This is a genomic window from Streptomyces sp. NPDC031497 (genome assembly GCF_055580905.1).
This window is the reverse complement of the sequence record NZ_JBVIKO010000018.1, coordinates 63,494-85,083: the sequence shown is the minus strand read 5'-3', so window position 1 is coordinate 85,083 and position 21,590 is coordinate 63,494. Positions and strand designations below refer to the sequence as shown.

18 protein-coding genes and 1 pseudogene are annotated in these 21,590 nt (G+C 71.2%); 12 read left to right on the top strand and 7 right to left on the bottom strand.

The features are described 5' to 3' along the window. Positions 1-238: 238 nt before the first annotated feature. From ACZ5K7_RS31630 to ACZ5K7_RS31595, 8 genes are all read left to right on the top strand, one after another. On the top strand, positions 239-1,639 hold the full coding sequence (locus ACZ5K7_RS31630) for a sensor histidine kinase (protein WP_468918554.1): 1,401 nt from the start codon (positions 239-241) through the stop codon (positions 1,637-1,639). After that, a complete protein-coding gene (locus tag ACZ5K7_RS31625; protein WP_351708146.1) occupies positions 1,636-2,343 on the top strand; it encodes a response regulator transcription factor in 708 nt (235 codons plus the stop codon). The genes ACZ5K7_RS31630 and ACZ5K7_RS31625 overlap by 4 nt, the downstream gene beginning before the upstream one ends. Before the next feature lie 129 nt (positions 2,344-2,472). Continuing rightward, positions 2,473-3,834 (top strand): sensor histidine kinase, encoded by a 1,362-nt coding sequence (locus tag ACZ5K7_RS31620; RefSeq protein WP_450972925.1) that lies wholly within the window; start codon positions 2,473-2,475, stop codon positions 3,832-3,834. Next, entirely contained in the window at positions 3,831-4,496 is a 666-nt protein-coding gene (locus tag ACZ5K7_RS31615) for a response regulator transcription factor (protein ID WP_351708149.1), read from the top strand. Before ACZ5K7_RS31620 ends, ACZ5K7_RS31615 begins: the two co-directional genes overlap by 4 nt. Before the next feature lie 308 nt (positions 4,497-4,804). Continuing rightward, entirely contained in the window at positions 4,805-5,602 is a 798-nt protein-coding gene (locus tag ACZ5K7_RS31610; RefSeq protein WP_351708152.1) for an MHYT domain-containing protein, read from the top strand. A 140-nt stretch (positions 5,603-5,742) separates the two neighbouring features. Beyond that, a complete protein-coding gene (locus ACZ5K7_RS31605; RefSeq protein ID WP_351708155.1) occupies positions 5,743-6,213 on the top strand; it encodes an RICIN domain-containing protein in 471 nt (156 codons plus the stop codon). Between the two features lie 51 nt (positions 6,214-6,264). Next, on the top strand, positions 6,265-7,470 hold the full coding sequence (locus ACZ5K7_RS31600; RefSeq protein ID WP_468918551.1) for a cytochrome P450: 1,206 nt from the start codon (positions 6,265-6,267) through the stop codon (positions 7,468-7,470). A gap of 85 nt (positions 7,471-7,555) precedes the next feature. Beyond that, the gene (locus ACZ5K7_RS31595) at positions 7,556-8,152 is read left to right on the top strand and encodes a Uma2 family endonuclease (RefSeq protein WP_468918549.1); all 597 of its coding nucleotides are present in this window, start codon (positions 7,556-7,558) and stop codon (positions 8,150-8,152) included. A gap of 10 nt (positions 8,153-8,162) precedes the next feature. On the opposite strand, the gene ACZ5K7_RS31590 is transcribed toward ACZ5K7_RS31595, so the two are convergent. Both ACZ5K7_RS31590 and ACZ5K7_RS31585 read right to left on the bottom strand, forming a co-directional pair. Beyond that, positions 8,163-9,731 carry an ABC transporter permease gene (locus ACZ5K7_RS31590; protein ID WP_468918548.1) on the bottom strand — a complete coding sequence of 523 codons (1,569 nt, stop codon included), beginning with the start codon at positions 9,729-9,731 and terminating at the stop codon, positions 8,163-8,165. Then, positions 9,728-10,624, bottom strand: coding sequence for an ABC transporter ATP-binding protein (locus tag ACZ5K7_RS31585; protein ID WP_468918546.1), 897 nt, complete (start codon positions 10,622-10,624; stop codon positions 9,728-9,730). The genes ACZ5K7_RS31590 and ACZ5K7_RS31585 overlap by 4 nt, the downstream gene beginning before the upstream one ends. Before the next feature lie 83 nt (positions 10,625-10,707). Between ACZ5K7_RS31585 and ACZ5K7_RS31580 the strand changes: the two genes are divergently transcribed. Then, complete coding sequence (locus ACZ5K7_RS31580) at positions 10,708-11,202, top strand: GbsR/MarR family transcriptional regulator (RefSeq protein ID WP_351708170.1); 495 nt, start codon at positions 10,708-10,710, stop codon at positions 11,200-11,202. 48 nt (positions 11,203-11,250) lie between these two features. Here ACZ5K7_RS31580 and ACZ5K7_RS31575 read toward each other — a convergent pair whose 3' ends face one another. The 3 genes from ACZ5K7_RS31575 to ACZ5K7_RS31565 all read right to left on the bottom strand — a co-directional run bounded on the left by ACZ5K7_RS31575 (position 11,251) and on the right by ACZ5K7_RS31565 (position 16,444). After that, complete coding sequence (locus tag ACZ5K7_RS31575) at positions 11,251-13,779, bottom strand: NACHT domain-containing protein (RefSeq protein ID WP_468918542.1); 2,529 nt, start codon at positions 13,777-13,779, stop codon at positions 11,251-11,253. Continuing rightward, positions 13,772-14,809, bottom strand: coding sequence for a DUF6801 domain-containing protein (locus ACZ5K7_RS31570; RefSeq protein ID WP_468918539.1), 1,038 nt, complete (start codon positions 14,807-14,809; stop codon positions 13,772-13,774). The genes ACZ5K7_RS31575 and ACZ5K7_RS31570 overlap by 8 nt, the downstream gene beginning before the upstream one ends. 111 nt (positions 14,810-14,920) lie before the next feature. Further along, a complete protein-coding gene (locus ACZ5K7_RS31565) occupies positions 14,921-16,444 on the bottom strand; it encodes an APC family permease (RefSeq protein ID WP_351708179.1) in 1,524 nt (507 codons plus the stop codon). Between the two features lie 160 nt (positions 16,445-16,604). Between ACZ5K7_RS31565 and ACZ5K7_RS31560 the strand changes: the two genes are divergently transcribed. After that, positions 16,605-17,987, top strand: coding sequence for an ethanolamine ammonia-lyase subunit EutB (locus ACZ5K7_RS31560; RefSeq protein WP_351708182.1), 1,383 nt, complete (start codon positions 16,605-16,607; stop codon positions 17,985-17,987). Further along, positions 17,984-18,823 (top strand): ethanolamine ammonia-lyase subunit EutC, encoded by an 840-nt coding sequence (gene eutC / locus ACZ5K7_RS31555; protein WP_468918535.1) that lies wholly within the window; start codon positions 17,984-17,986, stop codon positions 18,821-18,823. The genes ACZ5K7_RS31560 and eutC overlap by 4 nt, the downstream gene beginning before the upstream one ends. Before the next feature lie 153 nt (positions 18,824-18,976). Here eutC and ACZ5K7_RS31550 read toward each other — a convergent pair whose 3' ends face one another. Continuing rightward, a complete protein-coding gene (locus ACZ5K7_RS31550) occupies positions 18,977-19,816 on the bottom strand; it encodes a diacylglycerol kinase family protein (RefSeq protein ID WP_468918533.1) in 840 nt (279 codons plus the stop codon). Positions 19,817-20,013: 197 nt separating this feature from the next. Here ACZ5K7_RS31550 and ACZ5K7_RS31545 point away from each other — a divergent pair, with 197 nt between their 5' ends. Next, entirely contained in the window at positions 20,014-21,297 is a 1,284-nt protein-coding gene (locus ACZ5K7_RS31545) for an adenylosuccinate synthase (RefSeq protein WP_351708191.1), read from the top strand. A gap of 99 nt (positions 21,298-21,396) precedes the next feature. On the opposite strand, the pseudogene ACZ5K7_RS31540 reads toward ACZ5K7_RS31545, so the two are convergent. Continuing rightward, positions 21,397-21,537: pseudogene (locus ACZ5K7_RS31540) on the bottom strand (IS5/IS1182 family transposase); the annotation flags it as partial. Positions 21,538-21,590: the final 53 nt, after the last annotated feature.

Here is a 21,590-nt window from a genome sequence, read left to right as displayed (position 1 = left end):
CGTCGCCCGTTCCGTAATTTCCTGATCAGACAGGTCCGACGGCCGGGCGAACTGAACGGGAAGGAAACGACCATGACGGGGGCGACGGGGGCGACGGGGGGAGGGGGCCGACGGTGCCGACCGGGGAGCGGGAGAAGTCTGTCCGGGGGTGCCGGGGGGCCGTGCCAGAGGCCACGCCGTACCGCGCTCTCCGGTCGGCCGGCAACGATCGGAGCCCGTCGTGTCTAGGCTGGCCGACGTGACGGAAACGGGGAGTCGGCGGGGGTTCGCGGGCCGTGTCCTGCTCGGGCTGCGGATCCTGCGCGACGATCTGTGCACCGTCCGGACGGACCCCCTGCCCCCCTCGGTGTGGCTGCGCTGGCTGCCGCACGGGGTGTTGTGGCTGGCGGCGGCCTGCATCACGTTCGGCGGCCTGGCCGAGCTGCAGAACCACGGGCGTCTCGGCTTCGGCGGCGCCTTCCTGATCGCGCTCTCGCAGGGCGGCGCGGTCGTTCTCGCCATGTGGCGGCCGATCCCGGCGTGGTGGCTGTCGACGGGCGGCATGCTGGTGGGCGCGGTGACGCTGCTCGACCGCCTGGACATACCCCCGGGAACGCGGTTCGCCTGGCCGTGGACGGTGTCCGGGATCATCGCGCAGCTGCTGGTCCTGCTGCTCCTCTCGCTACGGGTCCGGTTCCGGGTGGCCGTCGAGGCGCTGGTGCTGACCGCGCTCGTCACCCTCTTCCTGGAGGGACAACTGGGCGCGCGACCGCACGAGTCCACTGCGGTGGTGACCATCGCCCTGTCCGCGCTGGTCGTCCCGTTCGGCGCGGCGCTGCGCGGCCGCCGCGAGGCACGCGCGGAGCTCAGTCACCAGGCCACGCTGACCGCCGAGGAGCGGGCCCGGCGCACCCTGCTGGAGGAGCGCAGCCGGATCGCGCGCGAACTGCACGACGTGGTGGCCCACCACATGTCGGTCATCTCCATCCAGGCCCAGGTCGCCCCCCACCTGGTGGAGAACCCGTCGGACGAGCTGCGCGAGAACCTCGACGGCATCCGGCACAACGCCGTGGAGGCGCTGACCGAACTGCGCAGAGTCCTGGGCGTCCTGCGCTCGGAGAGCCCCGACGAGGACGCGCCCGACGACGCCGGCGTCGGCACGCACAGCCCGCAGCCCACCCTGGACCGGCTGGACGCGCTGGTCGAGAACACCAGGGCGGCCGGTCTGACGGTCACCGCACGGATCGTCGGCGACCGCCGTCCGCTGCCGCCGGGCGTGGAGCTGTCGGCGTACCGGATCGTGCAGGAGGCGCTGAGCAACGTCCTGCGGCACGCGCCGGGAGCCACCGCCCATGTGGAGATCGAGTACATGGCGTACGGGCTGCTGGTGGGGGTCGGCAACACCCGGCCGACCCGGCCCGCTCCGCCGTCGCCGGGTGCCGGGCACGGACTCCTCGGCATGCGGGAGCGGGCGGCGATGCTGGGCGGCGCGCTGACGGCGGGACCCCGGCCGGACGGCGGCTACCAGGTCTTCGTGCGGCTCCCGGCCGCCGGCACCGATGAGATCCCGGCACCCCGCCGCACGCCCGCCATCCCGCCCGGTGCCACCGAGCGCACCGGCACCCTCCCTGCCCTCGATTCGAAGGACGGCCGCGCATGACGAGCAGCAAGGGCAGCCCCATCCGGGTGGTCATCGCCGACGACCAGCAGATGGTCCGGCAGGGCTTCACCGTGCTGCTGAACGCCCAGCCCGGCATCGAGGTGGTCGGCCAGGCCGTGGACGGGCTGGAAGCCGTGGTGAAGGTCGCCGAACTCACGCCGGACGTCGTCCTCATGGACATCCGCATGCCCGAGCTCAACGGCATCGAGGCCACCCGCCGGATCGTCGGCGAACGCCCCGACATCAAGGTGCTGGTGCTGACCACCTTCGACCTGGACGAGTACGTGTACGAGGCGTTGCGGGCCGGGGCGTCCGGGTTCCTGCTCAAGGACGCGTCCGCGGACAAGCTCGCGGAGGCGGTCCGGGTGGTGGCGGCCGGTGACGCGCTGCTCGCGCCCGGCGTCACCCGTCGGCTGATCGCCCAGTTCTCCCAGCTCGACGGCGGCGGGGTGCGCGCCCCGCTGAAGACGCGCGTCGGCGATCTGACCGAGCGTGAGACGGAGGTCCTCTCGCTGATCGCGCAGGGGCTGTCGAACGCGGAGATCGCCGAGCGGCTGGTCGTCGCCGAGCAGACCGTGAAGACCCATGTGGGCCGCATCCTGGTGAAGCTGGGCCTCAGGGACCGGACCCAGGCGGCGGTGTTCGCGTACGAGTCGGGGCTGGTACGGCCGTCGGGACACGGAAGGCCCGGAGCCTCGTGGTGACCCTCCCGGCGGATCCCCGGCGGATCCCCGGCGGATCGTCGGTGGGCCCTCGTAGTACCTGAGAGGGACGCCGAAGGACCGACTCACTGGTGACGACGGTGACCCTGGCCGCCGCCTACCGTCGTGTATGTGACCGAGACGACCCAGACGCACACGATGCCATCGGAGCCACCGGACAGCGCGTTCGAGCCGTACAAGCCGCGCAGCCCGGAGATCCGGGCGGTGATGGACGCCCTGCGCAGGCTGCGGCAGGACCTGTTCCAGGACGCCTTCGCCTACCGGCCGTTGCCCCCGTTGAGCAGTGACGGCCCGCGCATCCGCCGTCTGTCCGGCCGCGTGCGGGAGTACGCGGTCTGGACCCCGCATCTCGCGGTGGCCGCGGCCGGCCTGGTGGCGCTGCTGGCGACCGTCACGAACCGTCCGCTGGGAACGGCCGGGGGCCTGCTGGCCGGCCTGATCGTCGTGGCACCCGTGCTGCTGACGCTGGCGCGTCCGGTCGCCGCCTTCTGGCTGTCGCTCGCCGCGAGCTGGGCCGGCACCCTGCTGGGCAGATCCTGGGACGACTGGCCGTGGACGCTGGGCCACTTCATCTCGCACCTGGTGGTGCTCACGGTCGTCGCGGTCCGCACCCGTCCGCGCACGGCGGCCTGGATGTGGGCGATCACCGCGGTCTACGGCGTCTCGTTCGTCTCGGTCGGCACGGTCCACTACACCGACGACGTCGGCCCGATGCTGGTCGTCTCAGCGATAGCCCTGCTGACCGTCACCGTCCGGCAGATCCGCCGGGAGGCCGAGCAGACGGTGACCGCCCAGCAGTCGGAGACGGCACACGAGCGTTCCCGGCGCACGCTCCTCGAAGAGCGCACGACGATCGCCCGTGAACTGCACGACGTGGTGGCCCATCACATGTCCGTCGTCGCCATCCAGGCGGAAGCCGCCCCGTACCGGGTGGAGAACCCGCCGCCGGAGCTGGAGAAGGCGTTCGTCACGATCCGGGAGAACGCGGTGGCGGCGCTCACCGAGCTGCGCCGGGTCCTGGGCGTGGTCCGTGCCGAGGACTACGAGGCCCCGGACGCCCCGCAGCCCACCCTCGCCGACCTGGACGCGCTGCTCGCCAATGTGCGGGAGGCGGGTCTGACCGTCGACAAGGGGGTGACCGGCGCGGTCCGTGAACTCCCGCAGGGCGTGGAGCTGTCGGCGTACCGCATCGTCCAGGAGGCTCTCAGCAACACCCTGCGCCATGCGCCGGGTGCGCCCGCCCGGGTGGAGATCGGATACGTGATCGGCGGCCTGGGGCTGCGCGTGGTCAACGGTCCCCCGCCCCGGCCCGCCCTCCTCAAGCCCTCTCCCGGCGCCGGCCACGGCATCACGGGCATGCGGGAGCGCGTGTCGATGCTGAACGGCGAGATGACAGCGGCCCCGACGGCCGAGGGAGGCTACGAGGTGACGGTCTTCCTGCCGGCCGTCACCCTGACCGAAGGTGACGCATGACCATCCGCGTGCTGATCGCGGACGACCAGATGATGGTGCGCGAGGGCTTCTCGGTCCTGCTGAACGCGATGCCGGACATCGAGGTCGTCGGCGAGGCGGTCAACGGCCGTGAGGCGGTGGACCGCGTCCGTGCACTCGCCCCCGACGTGGTCCTGATGGACATCCGGATGCCCGAGCTGAACGGCATCGAGGCCACGAGGGAGATCGTGGCCGTCGACAACACGGCCAAGGTCCTGGTCCTGACCACCTTCGACCTGGACGAGTACGTCTACCAGGCGCTGCGAGCCGGAGCCTCCGGCTTCCTCCTCAAGGACGCCTCGGCCCGCCAACTGGCGGAGGGAGTACGGGTGGTGGCGGCGGGCGAGGCCCTTCTCGCCCCGTCGGTGACCAAACGCCTGATCACGGAGTTCTCCAGACTCTCCGGCACCCCGCGTCTGATGCCCACGGCCCACGCGGCCTACGGCGACCTCACCGACCGAGAGACGGAGGTCCTGGTCCTCATCGCCCAGGGCCTCTCGAACGCCGAAATGGCCGAACGCCTGGTGGTGGCCGAGTCCACGATCAAGACCCACGTCAGCCGCATCCTGGTCAAGCTGGGCCTGCGCGACCGGACCCAGGCGGCGGTCTTCGCCTACGAGGCACGCCTGGTGACACCGGGCTAGCGGCCGAAGGGCGCGAGCCGGGGGCCGAACGGGGAGCCGAACAGGGCGCACATGCCACAAGCATGATCGTTGTTGCGATTCGGTCCCGAGCCGCACAGCCGTGGACCCGCTGTGATCAGGTTGTGTTTGACTAGTGAAGGAATCAGTCAGATGGCTTGTTTCGGCCGCGTTGTTGATTCCCCTTTCCTTCCCCCCTCCCCCCTTCCTCTCTTTCCTCCCCCCTTCACTCCACACTCTTTCGCCTCCCTCCCGCTGCCTCCGGCGGGAGGTGCCGTCGCCCCCGTTTCGCGTGAAGAAAGTTGCCCGCGATGACCGCTGACGTGTCCGAGTTCCACTACGGCCTGATCACCCCGATAGCCGCGTATCTGATGGCATGTCTGGGTGCCGTGCTGGCTCTGCGCTGCACGACCCGTTCGCTAGGCCGGGGGCGCGGCCAGCGGCGGCTGGGCTGGCTCGCCCTGGGGGCGATCTCCCTCGGCTGCGGCATCTGGACCATGCACTTCATCGCGATGATCGGCTTCAGCGTGGACGGTGCCCTGGTGAACTACGACGCCGGCCGGACGCTGCTGAGCCTCCTCGTCGCCATCGCGGTGGTCGCCGTCGGCGTCTTCCTGGTCGGCTATCGGGGCTCGGGCCCCGTCACCCTGGGTGCGGCGGGCGTTGTCACCGGTCTCGGGGTGGCGGCGATGCACTACCTCGGCATGACCGCGATGCACACCGGCGGCACCGTGCGCTACGACGCCATGGTCGTCGTCCTCTCCGTAGTGATCGCCGTGCTCGCCGCGACCGCCGCGCTCTGGGCGGCGGTGTCGATCAGCGCGGTGTGGGCGACCGTGGTGGCCAGCCTGGTGATGGGCGCGGCGGTGTCGGCCATGCACTACACCGGCATGGCCGCGGTGAGCGTCCACATCCCGCAGATGCAGACGGGCGGCCAGTCCTCGACGAGCCTGCTGTCCTTCCTCCTGGTCATGCTGGCCGGCCCGGTCGCGGCCCTGGTCCTGGCCGGGGCGATCGTCATGTTCGACCCCGAGGTCGTGGGCGGCCAGTCCGACCGGCAGCCCACCAGCCGCCCGGAGCCCGTGCCGACCCGGCGTTTCATGTCCTGACGTCCTCGGGTCTCCTCGTCGCGCTCGGTGCCCCCCCCCGCAACGATCACCTCAAGGCCGGTGAAACCGATCCGCCAGTCGGGTGAAGCCCCTGCTCGGAGCCTGTCGGCGGGGGAACCGGTCCCGCTACATCAAGAGACATGATCAAGCATCTGGAGCGCGGCCTCATCGCGCTCGCGCTGACCGCTGTCCCCCTTCTTCTCACCGGCCTGCCCCTCCAGGCGACCGCGGTGCCGCAGTACTTCCAGATCACCACCCAGCTGAACGGCAAGTGCCTGGCCTCCAACGGCGACAACGTCGAGGTGCAGACCTGCAACGCCGGCACCGGCAACCAGCTCTGGTACTGGTCGGGCAAGAAGCTCGTCAACGGCGCCGAGCAGCACTGTCTCGACGTGAAGAACGGCGAGGTCGACGCCGCGGCCCAGGTCGTCGGCGACTGCCACGGCCTGGCCAACCAGCGCTGGTACAAGGACGGCAACTGGCTGCGCTCGGACGTCAACAGCCAGTGCCTGAGCATCCAGAACAACGGCGACCAGCGCGAGCACGCGGGGATCAACGTCCGCAACTGCGGCTCCAACACCTGGCAGTGGTGGACCCTGCCCAACCCGTAAGCCCTGAGACACCCCTGGTCAGGAGGGGGACCGGCGGTCTAACGTCCGTCCATGGCAGCCTTCGACCCCTGGGACCCGGACTTCCTCGCCGACCCGTACCCCTCCTACGCCGAGCTCCGCTCCCGGGGCCGGGTGCAGTACTACGAGCCCACCGACCAGTGGCTGGTCCCGCACCACGCCGACGTCTCGGCGCTGCTGCGGGACCGGCGGCTGGGGCGGGCGTACCAGCACCGGTTCACCCACGAGGACTTCGGGCGGACCGCACCGCCGCCGGAGCACGAGCCGTTCCACACGCTCAACGACCACGGCATGCTCGACCTCGAACCACCGGACCACACCCGCATCCGCCGCCTGGTGTCGAAGGCGTTCACCCCGCGCACGGTCGAGCGGCTCAAGCCGTACGTGGCGAAGCTCGCCGGCGAACTCGTCGACGGCCTGGTCCACAAGGGCGGCGGCGACCTGCTCGCCGACGTCGCCGAACCGCTGCCCGTCGCCGTCATCGCCGAGATGCTGGGCATCCCGGAGGCGGACCGGGCCCCGCTGCGGCCTTGGTCGGCGGACATCTGCGGAATGTACGAGCTGAACCCCTCGCAGGAGACGGCGGCGCGGGCGGTGCGGGCCTCGGTGGAGTTCTCCGACTACCTGCGGGAGCTGATCGCCGAGCGGCGCGTCCAGCCCGGCGAGGATCTCATCTCGGGGCTCATCGAGGCCCACGACGAGGGCGACCGGCTCACCGAGCAGGAGATGATCTCCACGGCCGTCCTGCTCCTCAACGCCGGCCACGAGGCGACCGTCAACGCCACGGTCAACGGCTGGTACGCCCTCTTCCGCAACCCCGCCCAGCTCGCCGCCCTGCGCGCCGACCACTCCCTGGTCCCCACCGCCGTCGAGGAGTTGATGCGCTACGACACCCCGCTCCAGCTCTTCGAACGCTGGGTGCTGGACGAGATCGAGATCGACGGCACGACGATCCCGAGGGGCGCGGAGATCGCGATGCTCTTCGGCTCCGCCAACCACGACCCCGACGTGTTCCACCGCCCCGACGACCTCGACCTCACCCGCCGCGACAACCCGCACATCTCCTTCAGCGCCGGCATCCACTACTGCATCGGCGCGCCACTGGCCCGTATCGAACTGGCGGCCTCCATGACGGCCCTGCTGGAGAAGGCCCCGACGCTGAGCCTGGCGGCGGAGCCGGAGCGGAAGCCGAACTTCGTGATCCGGGGGTTGGAGGGGCTGAGCGTGGAGGTGAGGTGATCACCCGTTCGGATGATCACCGCTACTCCCGCAGATGGACGCGAATGACCGGTCAAGCTGGTGCCTGCCTGCGAGAGGAGGCACCATGACGGTTATGGCAGAGCGCGCGTCGTCACAGTTGTCCGTGGACGTGTTCGAGCAGATTGCCGAATTCGCCGCCCGTGAAGACGAGACCGTCGGTTTCGAGTTCATCGGCGGACGGATCGGGGTCAAGAAGGTGACGAACGGCAGCCACGGCGAGATCGCGATGTGGTTGGTCTTCCACTGCAAGCAAGCACGGCCCGACCTCACCCTGAACCCAACCGGTCAGGGGCTGAAGGTAGAGGCGTATCGCAGGGGCCGCGCCGAGCCCGACGCCGTACTCGCGCCGACGGGACACTTTAGCGGGAAGGGCGACTGGGCCGACCCCGAGGGTGTGTTGATGGCAGTCGAGATCACCTCCTACGACTCGGACACCCACAACCGTGATCGTGTGGAGAAGCCGAAGGCCTACGCCGAGGCCGGGATTCCCGTCTACCTCCTGATCGACCGCGACGCTCTCTCGATTCTGGTCCACAGCGATCCGGATCCGGAAGACGGATATCGGGACATCCATGTCGTGAAGCTCGGGGCCAAGGTCACTCTCCCGGACCCCGTCGGCATCGAACTCGACACCGAGGAGCTCAGGGACTACCTCGACTGAGCAGTCGTCGTCAGCTGGTGAGGTCCCGCCTCCGCAGTCCCGCCAGCCCGCAGCCCGCCAGCAGCACGGCGAGCCCCAGCAGGATCAGCACCGGCCCCCACGCCATCCCCGCGCCCGGCAGCTTCGGCAGGTGGCCGAAGGGGGAGAGGTCCAGGACGAGTCGGGGGGCGTTCAGGGCCGGGCCCACCCACCCGATCAGCAGCACCGCCACCGCCACTCCCCAGGCCGCCGGGGCCAGCCGGGGTGCGACCCCGTACAGCAGCAGCGCCAGGCCGCCGACCACCCAGACCGCCGGGAGCTGGATGAGGCAGGCGCCCAGCAGCGGGCCCACCTCCCTGCCGTAGCCGACCGCGAAGCCCAGGCCCGCCAGCAGCATGATCAGGACCGAGCCGCCGAAGGCGATGGTCAGATGCCCGGCCGCCCAGCGCAGCCGGCCCACCGCACAGGCCAGCAGCGGTTCGGCGCGGCCCGCGGTCTCCTCGCCGTGCAGCCGGAGGACCGACGCCACGACGTACAGCGCGGCGATCAGGCCCAGCATCCCGACCATCGAGGCGAGGAACGCGTCCGTCACTCCGCTCTGCCCGCCCATCCGCTCGAAGATCTCACGGGCGTCGGCGTTGTCGCCGACGAGGTCGGCGGCCCCGTCCGTCAGTCCGCCGAAGACGATCCCCGCCAGGAAGAACCCGAGCGACCAGCCGAGCACGCCGCCCCGCTGGAGCCGCCAGGCCAGCGCGGCGGCGGAGCCGAGGCGGCCGGTGGCCGGCCCCGGGCGCGTCGGGAAGAAGCTCATCCCCAGGTCACGGCGGCCGGCCAGGACGTAGGCCACCCCGGCCTGCACCAGCACCGCGGCCGTGAACAGCGCCAGCACCCACCAGCGTTCGGCGGCGAAGGGCCGGAGGTTCTCCAGCCAGCCCAGCGGCGACAGCCAGGTCAGCGGTGACGACCCGGCACCGTCCGCGGAGTCGCCCGCCGCGCGCAGCACGAAGGCCGCGCCCAGCACCGCCGACGTCAGGCCCCTGGCCAGCCGTGCGCTCTCGGTCAGCTGCGCCACGATCGCCGCCGTCGTCGCGAAGACCATGCCGGTTCCGGCCAGGCCGAGCCCGAAGGACAGTGCCCCGGCGGCCCCCTGCCCCGCCAGGCCCGCCGTGATCAGCAGGGCCAGTACGGCGTTGGCCACGGCCGCCGCCAGCAGGGCCGCCGTCAGTGCCGCCCGGCGGCCCACCGCGCCGGAGGCCAGCAGCTCCGCGCGGCCGGCCTCCTCCTCTTCACGGGTGTGCCGTACGACGACCAGCAGGCTGGTGACGGCCGCGAGGACACCGGCGTACACGCCCACCCGCCACGCCGTCAGACCGCCGAGCGAGGTGTCGTAGAGCGGGCCGATCAGGGCCCGGAAGGACGCGTTGGTCTCCAACTGGCGGACGAGGTCGGTGCGTTCGGATTCCGTGCCGTACAGGGTCTTCAGTGTGTTCGGCATGGAGAGGACCATCAGCGCGTTCACCGCGACCCAGACCGGGGTCGTCAGGCGGTCGCGGCGCAGCGCGAAGCGCAGCAGGGTGCCGGTGCCCGTGAGGGTGGTCATCGGACGGCCGCCTCGTCCTGGTAGTGGCGCAGGAAGAGTTCTTCCAGGGTGGGCGGGGTGGAGGTCAGGGAGCGTACGCCGGTCCCGGCCAACGAGTGCAGGACGGCGGTGAGTTGCTCGGAGTCGACCTGGAGGCGGACGCGCCGGCCCTGGACGTCGAGGTCGTGCACCCCGGGGAGGCGGGCCAACCCGTCGGGGGGACCGGCGAGTTCGGCGGTCACGCTGGTGCGGGTGAGATGACGCAGGTCGGCGAGTGAACCGGACTCGACCGTACGGCCGTTACGGATGATGCTGACGCGGTCGCAGAGTTCCTCGACCTCGCTCAGGATGTGGGAGGAGAGCAGGATCGTACGGCCTCGGTCGCGCTCCTCCTCCACGCAGCGCTGGAAGACCTCCTCCATCAGGGGGTCAAGACCGGAGGTCGGCTCGTCCAGGATCAGCAGGTCCACGTCCGAGGCGAACGCGGCGACCAGGGCGACCTTCTGGCGGTTGCCCTTGGAGTAGGTGCGGCCCTTCTTGGTGGGGTCCAGCTCGAAGCGGTCGAGGAGCTCGGCCCTGCGACGCGGATCGAGGCCGCCGCGCAACCGGCCGTAGAGGTCGATGACCTCGCCGCCCGAGAGGTTCCGCCAGAGGGTCACGTCTCCGGGGACGTAGGCGATCCTGCGGTGCACCTCCACGGCGTCCTTCCAGGGGTCGCGGCCGAGGAGCTGCGCGGCGCCGGAGTCGGGGCGCAGCAGGCCGAGCAGGACCCGGATGGTCGTGGACTTGCCGGCCCCGTTGGGGCCGAGGAAGCCGTGCACCTCGCCCGCCTCGACGTCCAGGTCGAGGCCGTCCAGGGCCTGCGTGCGGCCGAAGGACTTGTGCAGCCCGGCCACCGTGATTGCCTTCGTCATGGTTCAGAACGTACGCGGTCTTCAGAAAGTTGTGAAGTTAAGGAAGCGTAGAAAGTGAGTGAATCCCGGATAGGCTGGTGACCATGACTACGGATGCGACGGGGCGCGATCAGGAGGCCGTCTCGAAGTTCGTGGAGAGCTTCGCGGCGCAGCTCGTCGAGGCCGGGATGCAGCGCATGCCGGCCCGGATCTTCGCGGCCCTGTTGTCCTCCGACTCGGGCACCCTGACCTCGGCTGAACTGGGGGAGCAGTTGCAGGTCAGCCCGGCGGCGGTGTCCGGCGGAGTGCGCTATCTGGCCCAGCAGCACATGGTCGCGCGCGAGCGGGAGCCGGGCTCCCGGCGGGAGCGGTACCGGGTGCACAGCAACCAGTGGTACGAGGCCCTCACCAACCGGGAGGCCGTGATCAAGCGGTGGGAGGGCGCGCTGCGGGAGGGCGTGAGCAGCCTCGGCGCCGACACCCCGGCGGGGCGGCGGATGGCCGAGACGCTCGCGTTCTTCGAGTTCGTGGACGGGGAGATCGCGGAGATGATGGAACGCTGGCGGGTGCACCGGGACGAGCTGTTCGGCGCGGGCTGAGGTGCGTTCGGTTTCGTCGTACGTCCGCCGACCCTCGTCGTACGTCCGCTAGTCCTTGTCGTACGCCCGTGATGTCTCCTCGTAGGTCCGCGCCAGGTGTTCCTTGAGCCGGGCGTGGCGGAACTGGTACACCGCGCCCGAGTGGCGCAGCACGCCCCTGCGGTGGGCGTCCTTCAGGAAGGCGTTCACCGCCCCCGGCAGCCGGCCGGTCAGCGGCAGCCAGACGCGGGCCAGGACCATCCAGTGGCCCCAGGCGGTCAGGGCGAGCCCGTAGGCGAGGGCGATTCCGAACCCGTGGACGAGCGTGAAGTACACCCAGTCCGGGATATTGCCGACGATCCCGTAGAACAGCCAGCCCACCACCCCGAAGACCAGCGTGTTCACGAGCGCCTGCTGGAGTACCGCCGTGCGGCTGGTCCGCAGGAGGTGAGCGGGGTCGTTCATGGAGTCGGCGGGGATCGGGGCGGCGAGCGCCGCCGTCAGGGCGTACGGGAGTCCGATCACGGCCCCGTAACTGAGGCCGCCGAGGAACGCGAACGCCAGCACGGTCCCAAGTCCGGCCTTGTCTCCCGTCGCCAGGTTGGACACCAGCGGGCCCACGATCGCGAACACGAGCCCGGCCGAGAACCCGCCCGCGTATCCGATCGTCAGCCGCGGTCCGAGCCGTTGCCGGAAGTGACGGATCACGCCCTTGAGCCGGGGGCGTTTCTCCTCCGGCCCGCCCGCGCCGCCGCCGTAGGCGAGCCCGAGGGCCAGCCCGGACACCAGGCCGCCCGCGAGCCCGTTGCGCAGCCCGGACAGGAGGGTCGGCACGAGCGCCATTCCCGTCACGACGCCGTATCCGAGCCCGATCGCGAGCCAGGTGACGAACCCGAACCCGAATCCGCCGGTGAGCCCGACCACCAGCCGACGGGCGAAGGTCCGGCGGGACGGCCTCGTTCCGCCGAGGACCCGCATGCTGACGCCGGACGGTTCACGCGCCCTCCCCCCGTCCGTGAGCGCGTAGACCAGCCCGAACCCCGTACCCGCCAGCAGCCCTTGGAAGGCTCCGCTCAGGGGCACGGCCGCGATCCAGTACGGGGGTTTGGGCGTCACGAACGGCATCAGCGACCAGAGCACGAGCATGTCGAGGAGCCCGAAGGCGAGCCCGGTCACCGTTCCGACCACGACCATGCGCGCGGGGCGGCTCAGCGTTCTGCTGCCCAGCTCCCACCACTTGAGGTCGGGCGAGTCGCCGAGGTGGTGAGCGAGGTAGCCGTACCACTCCTCGACGCGTTCACGGTGTTCCTCGGGGTGGTCCCGGTAGACGGCATGCAGGAAGCCGCCCAGCAGGTCGTCCTCGATCCCCTCGCGGGTGGCGAAGCGTTCGTCCGTCAGCAGCTCCGCCGGTCCGCTCGCCGCCTTGCCGGCCCCGCTCGTTCCCCGTTCGCCGTGGACGATCGCGGCCAGGTCGACCATCAGGGGCGTGGACAGCGCCCGGCCCAGCGGGCCGTCGGGGTTGCCCTTCATCTCGGCCTGCACCCGGTTCCAGTCGGGCGTGGCGCGCTGGGGGCTGCGCAACCGCAGATACTCCACCGCGTCGTCCGGGGACAGCTCGGCCAGTTCGACCACGGCGGCGCGATGCAGTCCTCTGCTGTCCGCCACGGCCGTGCGGTACTCCTCGTGGCGGCTGGTGAGGACGTACGGCAGTGAGGTCCTGGAGAGCTGCTGCCTGGCTCGGTCGCGCAGGGGCTCGGGGATCTCGTCGAATCCGTCCAGGACGGGCAGGATCAACCGCCACTTCACCAGCTCCTCGGCCAGCGTCGTCCGCCCCTCGGCGGCGGCCTCGGCCAGCCATGGCTGGTCGCGCCTCAGCTGGCGGCTCAGCCACTCGTCCAGCGAGTCATCGGCCAGGTTCCACGAACCGAGGCTGAAGATCTCGGGGGCGGGTTTGCCGGGGCGCCGATGCTCCAGCCGCCGCAGCACGAACCGCACGCCCAGCACGGACTTTCCCGAACCGGCCGGCCCCAGCACCACGAGACGGCGGTACGGCAGCCGCCGGTGGACCTCTGCGATCTGGTCCAGAGACCCGCTGAGGTCCACCTCGGTCTGATCGCCCCAGACGTGTTCCGAATGATCCAGTTCCACCTGCTTCGTGTCCACGGACGTCCAGCGCACGGGCAACGGATCGGCGTCCTGGATCCCGCGCTGCTCCGCCTCGGTCTGCCAGCGTCTGTGGAGCGCACCGGCCAGCTTGTCGGCCACCCTGGCCAGGTCGTCGGGCACCAGGACGAACTCGTCGACCTCCCAGCACAACCGGTCGACCGCCTGGGTGAACTCGGCCACGGCCCCGGCCAGTTCGCGGGTCCCTCCAGCCAGTGCGTGGGTTCCGATGACCAGTCCGTCGGCCAGCCTGACCAGCTCACGGGTCGTTCCGACAAGTTCGTCCAGCGGCTGTTTGGGGGGAAGGCGGATGTTCAGCTCGTGGATGATGCCGGCGACGACCATGGTTCCGTCGCCGTGCTGTTCGGCGTGCATGCTGCGGGGCGCCTGCGCGTCGTCCTCGGACCGCTCGCGCCCGTCCCTCTCCTCAGCCATCCTCACCCCGGCGTCGCCTGAACCACAGCGCGCTCGCGAACGCGACCGCTGCCACGGCCAGCACCCCGGCCGCCGCGCGCAGCCAGGCCGGGAGGGGAGTGCGGTCCTGGGCGGAGGTGCGCAGGTCGGAGGTGGCCTCGGGGGAGCCGACCGTCGGGGCGCCACGGGGTACGGCCGCCTTCGACGCCTTCGGCGTACCGCTCGCGGTGACCGAGCCGCTCGGGTCGGGGGTGCGGGAGGGACCGGGGCTGCCGGAGGGCCCGGTGCCGCGCGAAGTGCCCCGGCCGGCACCCGCACCGGAGGCACCCCCGCTCGAACCCGGACCCGAACCCGAACCGGATCCGGCGCCCCCGCCCGCCGCACCCGACCCGGTCGGCGTCGGCTGTGGCCGGGGCGCGGGCAGGATCCGGAGCGACGTCACGGTGCCGCTCTGCCCGGAGTCCACCTGGCAGGACGCGTTCACCGTGCCCAGCTGGGTCGGGCTGCCGTCCGCCCTCCGCGGGGTGAGGTGCAGGGTCACATCGCCGACGGCGACCCTCGCCGTGCCCGCCCGGGTGAAGCGCAGCGGCGGCATGGCCCCGTTCGCCTTCAGGGTCAGCGGGCCGGACGACGGGAGCTGGGTCACCGGGATGTCCAGCGGCAGGGTCCTGTCGATGTCCCCGCCGGGCGCGGTGACGACGGTGGCGGCCTCGGCGGAGCCCTGGATACTGGTCGCCCCGAAGGCCCGGAGCGACTGCGGGACAAGAGGGTCGACCGCCGTCGTGGCCTCGATCGGCACGCGCGGGGTGGAACGGCCGACGGTGTAGGTGTCCGAGGCGTTCCACACGATCGACGCGGTCATCGATGCCCCGCCGAGACCCGAGAACGTACAGGCGAACCGGACCGTGGCGGAAGCCGCGCCCGCGCTGCCGGCCCCCTCCGTGAGAACGACGCCGAGGACGGCGGCCAATGCGGCCGCCGTACGGAGCCCGGCGCTCCTGCGTAAGCCAACTTCCGGGCCGGTAAGGCCAGTTGGCAGTTCATCCGACATGGCCGCACCTTATGGACCCACGCCGGAGACGGCCGGTGGAACGGCGGAAACTTCACCGCACTTCCATGACCGGCCGCCTCCGCCGTCCCCGGCGCCCCCGCTGTCGCCGTACTACCGCTCCCTGGTCTCCTCCAGCACCGTCCGCCCCAGCAGCGCGTACCGCTCCGGCGACCTGCGCTTGAGGTACTGCGCGTAGCCGACGCCGGTCCCGGCGACCAGCGCCACCAGCCACGGCGTCGCCTTCAGCAGCAGCGAGCCGGACTCCGTGCCCGCCGCGACGCCCATGTTGGACACCAGCAGGACGACCACGGCGAGCATCGCGACGCCGCCGACGAGCGGGGCGGTGAAGGTCCTGAACCAGTGCCGGCTCTCGGGGTGGTTCTTGCGGAAGTACGCCAGCACCGCGAACGAGCACACGGCCTGCACTACCAGGATCGCCATCGTGCCGAGGATGGCGAGCAGGACGTAGAGGGCGTTGTACGGGTCCTTGCCCGCGGCCCAGAACGCCCCGATCAGGACGGCGGAGATCACCGTCTGGACCAGGCCCGCGATGTGCGGGGAGCCGTGCCGGGCGTGGGTGCGGCCGACGGTGTTCTGGAGCGAGGGGAGGACCCCTTCCCGGCCCAGCGCGTACATGTACCGGGCGGCGCAGTTGTGGAAGGCCATGCCGCAGGCCAGCGAGCCGGTGACCATCAGCCACTGCATGAGGTCGACCGCCCAGTGGCCGACGTAGTGCTCGGTCGGGTTGAAGAAGAGGGCGAGGGGGTTGGCGGAGGAGGCGGCCTTGACGGCCTCCGTCTCGCCGTTGCCGATGATGGCCATCCAGGAGACGAAGACGTAGAAGACGCCGACGCCGAGGACCGAGATCATCGTCGCCTTGGGGATGATCTTCTTCGGGTCGCGGGACTCCTCGCCGTACATCGCCGTCGACTCGAAGCCGACCCACGACCAGAAGGCGAAGAAGAGGCCGAGCCCCGCGGACGTGCCCTTGAAGGCGTTGACCGGGTTGACCGGGCCGAAGGTGAAGCCGTGCGGGCCGCCGCCGTGCAGGGCGACCGAGATCGCCATCGCCGCGAGGACCGTCACCTCGGTGCCGAGGAGGACGACGAGGAGCTTCTCGGCGACGCTGACGCCGAACCAGGTGCCGGTCGCGTTGACGGCGAGCATCAGGATCGCGAACGCCCACCACGGGACGTCGAGTCCCGTCTGGTCCTTCAGGGTCGTGTTGGCGAAGACCGAGAAGATGCCGATCAGCGCCGGCTCGAACACGGCGTAGGCGAAGGTGGCGAGCAGCCCCGAGGCCAGGCCCGCCGTGCGGCCCAGACCGTAGGAGATGAAGCCGTAGAAGGCGCCCGTCGACGTGATGTGCTTCGCCATCGACGTGAAACCGACGGAAAAGATTGCCAGGACGACCATTGCCACGAGATAGCTCGCCGGAGCGCCGATGCCGTTGCCCGACGACACCATGAAGGGCACGTTGCCGGTCATCGCGGTGATCGGCGCGGCGGTCGCGACGGCCATGAAGACCACCCCGAGCAGGCCGATCGCGTTGGGCTTCAGCCGGTGGACCGTGCCGTCGCCGTCTGTCTTCCCGTCCGGTTCCGTCGCCGGGGCGACTCCCTCGTCCACTGCCATCGGGGTGGCCCCTCTCCTGCTGTTCGCTGGCTGTACTGGACCGGAACTCTGTAGCCCGAATGAGTCGGTAGAGGGTCTCGGGGCGTTAAATGTTTGTCAACCAGACCTTTAGAAATCTGACGCAATCTGTCGGCAACACCCGGCTCGTACGGTCGCCGCCATGAGCACGTACACGGCCACCCTCGGCGGCGAACGCCACCGCTTCGACTCCCTGGCCCGCCTGCTGGCCGCCGCGAGTCCGGAACGCTCCGGCGACCGGCTGGCCGGCCTCGCCGCCGCGAGCGCACGGGAGCGGGTCGCCGCCCGCTGGGCGCTCGCGGAGGTGCCGCTCACCGCCTTCCTGACCGAGCCGGTGATCCCGTACGAGACCGACGACGTGACCCGGCTGATCCTCGACACCCACGACCCGGTGGCGTTCGCGCCGGTGGCCGGGCTGACGGTCGGCGAGTTCCGGGAGTGGCTGCTGGCGGCGGACACCGCGTCCCTGGCCGCGGTGGCGCCCGGACTCACCCCGGAGATGGCCGCCGCTGTGTCCAAGCTGATGGGGAACGCGGACCTGGTGGCCGTCGCCCGCAAGGTGCGGGTGGTCACCGCCTTCCGCTCCACGATCGGCCTGCCGGGGCGGCTCGCGACGCGGTTGCAGCCGAACCATCCCACCGACGATCCGGCGGGCGTGGCGGCCGCCCTCCTGGACGGCCTCCTCCTCGGCTCCGGCGACGCGGTCATCGGCATCAACCCGGCGACCGACAGCCCGAAGGCGGTCCGTGACCTGCTGGAACTCCTGGCCGACGTGATCGACCGCTACTCGATCCCCACCCAGTCCTGCGTCCTGTGCCATGTCACGACGAGCGTGGACCTGATGGAGCGCGGCGCCCCGGTGGACCTCGTCTTCCAGTCCATCGCCGGTACGCAGGCGGCGAACGCCTCCTTCGGTGTCACCCTCGGCCTGCTCGACGAGGCGTACGAGGCGGCCCGCGGGCTGGGGCGGGGGACGGTCGGCGACCACGTCATGTACTTCGAGACCGGGCAGGGCAGCGCCCTGTCGGCGGACGCGCACCACGGCGTGGACCAGCAGACGGTGGAGGCGAGGGCGTACGCCGTGGCCCGCCGCTACCGGCCCCTCCTGGTGAACACGGTCGTCGGCTTCATCGGCCCGGAGTACCTCTACGACGGCCGCCAGATCCTCCGGGCCGCCCTGGAGGACCACTTCTGCGGCAAGCTCCTCGGCCTGCCCATGGGCCTGGACATCTGCTACACCAACCACGCCGACGCCGATGACGACGACATCGCCACCATGCTGACCATGCTCGCCGTCGCGGGCGCCTCCTTCGTGATCTGCACACCGGGCGGCGACGACATCATGCTCAACTACCAGTCCGCCTCCTACCACGACGCGCTCTACCTGCGGGAGGTGCTGGGCCTGCGCCCGGCGCCGGAGTTCGAGGCGTGGCTGGAGTCGATCGGACTGCTGGACGGGAACGGCGGCCTGCGCGAGGTCAGCGGCCATCCGCTGACAGCGATCGGAAGGGAACTGACCGCATGACCGAGGCGACCGACACGGCCGAGGCGACCGACGCGCCCGAGGTGACCGGCGCGGTCGAAGTGGCCGACGTGCCCGAGGTGGCCGGCGTCGGCTCCGATGATCTGTGGTCGCTGTTGCGCCGCCACACCCAGGCCAGGATCGGCCTCGGCCGCTCCGGCTCCGCGCTTCCCACCCGCCACCGGCTGGGCCTCCAGGCCGCGCACGCGGCCGCCCGGGACGCGGTGCACTCGCCGTTCGACCCGGACGCGGTGGCGGCGGGCCTGGCGGGGCTGCCGACGGTACGGGTCCGCAGCGCGGCCGGCGACCGGCCGGCCTACCTCCAGCGCCCCGACCTGGGCCGCCGCCTGCACCCCATGGACCGGGCGCACCTGCCGGCCGGTGACTGGGACGTCGTCTTCGTCGTCGCCGACGGGCTGTCCAGCCGGGCGGTGCACGAGCACGCGGCGGCGGTGGTGCGGGCCACGGCGACCCGCCTCCCCGACTGGCGCGTCGCCCCGGTCGTCCTGGCCGAACAGGCCCGGGTGGCCCTCGGCGACGACATCGCCCACACGATGGGCGCGGCCCTGGTGGTCGTCCTGATCGGTGAACGCCCCGGCATGTCGGCGGCGGATTCCCTGGGCGCGTACCTGACGTACCGGCCGGTGCCGGGCACGACCACGGACGCGGACCGGAACTGCCTGAGCAACATCCGCCCGCCGCTGGGTCTGACGTACGAGGCGGCGGCCGGGAAGCTGGCGACGCTGATGGTGAGGGCGCGGGAGCTGGGGGTCACGGGCGTGGCGCTGAAGGACGAGTCCGCGTCCGATCACGGGAACGTGCCCGAGCGGATCCACTGAGTCACGGCCGGCCCGCGACACCGGGAGTTCTCCCGCCCCGCCGCGGAGCGACACGCGGAGTTCTACCGCGCCGCGGGGCGCGCGGGGAGTCCCCCGTGCCGCAGCCCGCTGCTACGGGGCCACGGGGAGTCCCCCGTGCCGCCGAGCCCGCTGCTACGGGGCCCCGGGCACCGTGAGCCCCCAGGCCCCCTCCACCACCCGCCAGGTCCGCCGCCGTACCGGACCCGCCACCGCCACGTCGGCCCGGTACCGGAAGTCCGCGCCCGTCACCGTCACCGTCCGCCCGGCGGCCCGTACCGGCGTGGCCTCCGCGCCCACGGACAGCGGCCGTACCTCCACCTCGGCCAGCCCGCCGCGGCCGCCCGGCGTCACCGAGATCCCCTCCACCGGCTGGTCCAGGTCCACCACCGTCCGCCCGTCGACCTCGACCCGCAGCCGCGCGGGGCCCAGGCGGGGCACGGCCTGGGCCGGGCGGGCGGACAGGGACCGTACGAGGGTCTGGTACGGCCGGAGCCAGCCCCGGGCCGCGACCGACTCCGCGGCCTCCGGCACCGCCGCCAGCGGCGGGATCCGCAGCGCGCCGAGCACCACCCCGTCGCTGTCGTCGACCAGCAGGTCCAGGCGCCGTTCCACCCCGTCCAGGACGGCCCGCGCCGCCGCCACCGCACCGGTGGGCACCCCCAGCGCGTGCGCGACGCCCAGCGCGCCTCCCACCGGGACCACGGACAGCACACATCCGGCCAGCTCCCGCTGCCGGTGCAGAAAGGTCACCGCACGGATCAGCGCACCGTCGTCGCCCACCACCACCGGCCGCCGCGACCCCCTGCGGGAAAGTACCCGGGCGAATTCCTCGGGCCCGTCCGGCAGACACACCTTCGTGGTCGCACCCGCGCTGAGCACGTCTTTCACGATCCGGACGGACTCACCGTCCGTCTGCCGTGCCGCCGGATCGATGATCACCAGCAGCTGATCGGACGTCGCGAATGTCGCCACCTCGGTCGTGCCTCGCTTCCTCGGGTAGCATCACTGTGCAAGAGCCCCTTGCGCTATTGCGCCAGGGGCTTCGTCTATTCCGGGGCATCCGGTCCGACGGTTGTGCGGCCAACGACGGTCGCGGTGGTACGCGGCGCCGAACCTTACGCGTACGCCCCTGACCTTGGACATGCCCCGCCCGGAAGGGGTGTACGCGCGTGCCCGCACTTGTGCTGCTCGGTGCTCAGTGGGGTGACGAAGGCAAGGGAAAGGCGACGGATCTGCTAGGCGGCTCCGTCGACTACGTGGTGCGTTACCAGGGTGGCAACAACGCCGGCCACACGGTCGTCGTCGGCGACCAGAAGTATGCGCTCCACCTCCTCCCTTCCGGAATCCTCTCGCCTACTTGTGTTCCGGTCATCGGCAACGGAGTCGTCGTCGACCCCTCGGTCCTGCTCTCCGAGCTGAGCGGTCTGAACGAGCGTGGCGTCGACACGTCCAAGCTCCTGATCAGCGGTAACGCACACATCATCACGCCGTACAACGTCACCGTCGACAAGGTGACGGAACGCTTCCTCGGCAAGCGGAAGATCGGCACGACCGGGCGCGGCATCGGGCCGACCTACGCGGACAAGATCAACCGCGTCGGCATCCGGGTCCAGGACCTGTACGACGAGTCGATCCTGACCCAGAAGGTCGAGGCGGCCCTCGACGTCAAGAACCAGATGCTCACCAAGCTCTACAACCGGCGTGCGATCGCCATCGAGCAGGTCGTCGAGGAACTGCTGGGCTACGCGGAGAAGCTCGCTCCGTACGTCGCCGACACGGTCCTGGTCCTCAACCGGGCCCTGGAGGAGAACAAGGTCGTCCTCTTCGAGGGCGGCCAGGGCACGCTCCTGGACATCGACCACGGGACCTATCCCTTCGTCACGTCCAGCAACCCCACCGCGGGCGGCGCCTGCACCGGCTCCGGCGTGGGCCCGACGAAGATCAGCCGGGTCATCGGCATCCTCAAGGCCTACACGACCCGCGTCGGCGCCGGTCCGTTCCCGACCGAGCTGTTCGACGCGGACGGCGAGGCGCTGCGCCGGATCGGCGGCGAGCGGGGCGTCACCACAGGCCGGGACCGCCGCTGCGGCTGGTTCGACGCGGTGATCGCCCGCTACGCGACCCGCGTCAACGGCCTGACCGACTTCTTCCTCACCAAGCTCGACGTCCTCACCGGCTGGGAGCAGATCCCGGTCTGTGTCGCCTACGAGATCGACGGCAAGCGCGTCGAGGAGCTGCCGTACTCGCAGACCGACTTCCACCACGCGAAGCCGGTCTACGAGACCCTGCCCGGCTGGTCCGAGGACATCACCAAGGCGAAGTCCTTCTCGGACCTCCCGAAGAACGCGCAGAACTACGTCAAGGCGCTGGAGGAGATGTCCGGCGCCCCGATCTCCGCGATCGGCGTGGGCCCGGGCCGCGACGAGACGATCGAGATCAACTCGTTCCTGTAGTCGGGCGACCAGCCGAACAACGGCGGCCGGCGGAGACCGCCGGCCGCCGTTGCATTCGACGACGACCCGCCACGCCCCCGAAACCGCTTCCACCGGGGGGGCGAGCGTGGGCAGGGCCTGCCGGCCGGCGCTCGGACGCCGCCGGTGGGAGCCGATCGCGCGACGGTGCTGCTGCGGACGGGTGGACAGGAAGCGTAGGACAGAACTGGACACGTTGGCGCCCGACGGATAGACAGGCATGCGAAGCCTCTGGTGGAGACGGTTCTCTTGGTCGAAAACCCATCTACCAGGGG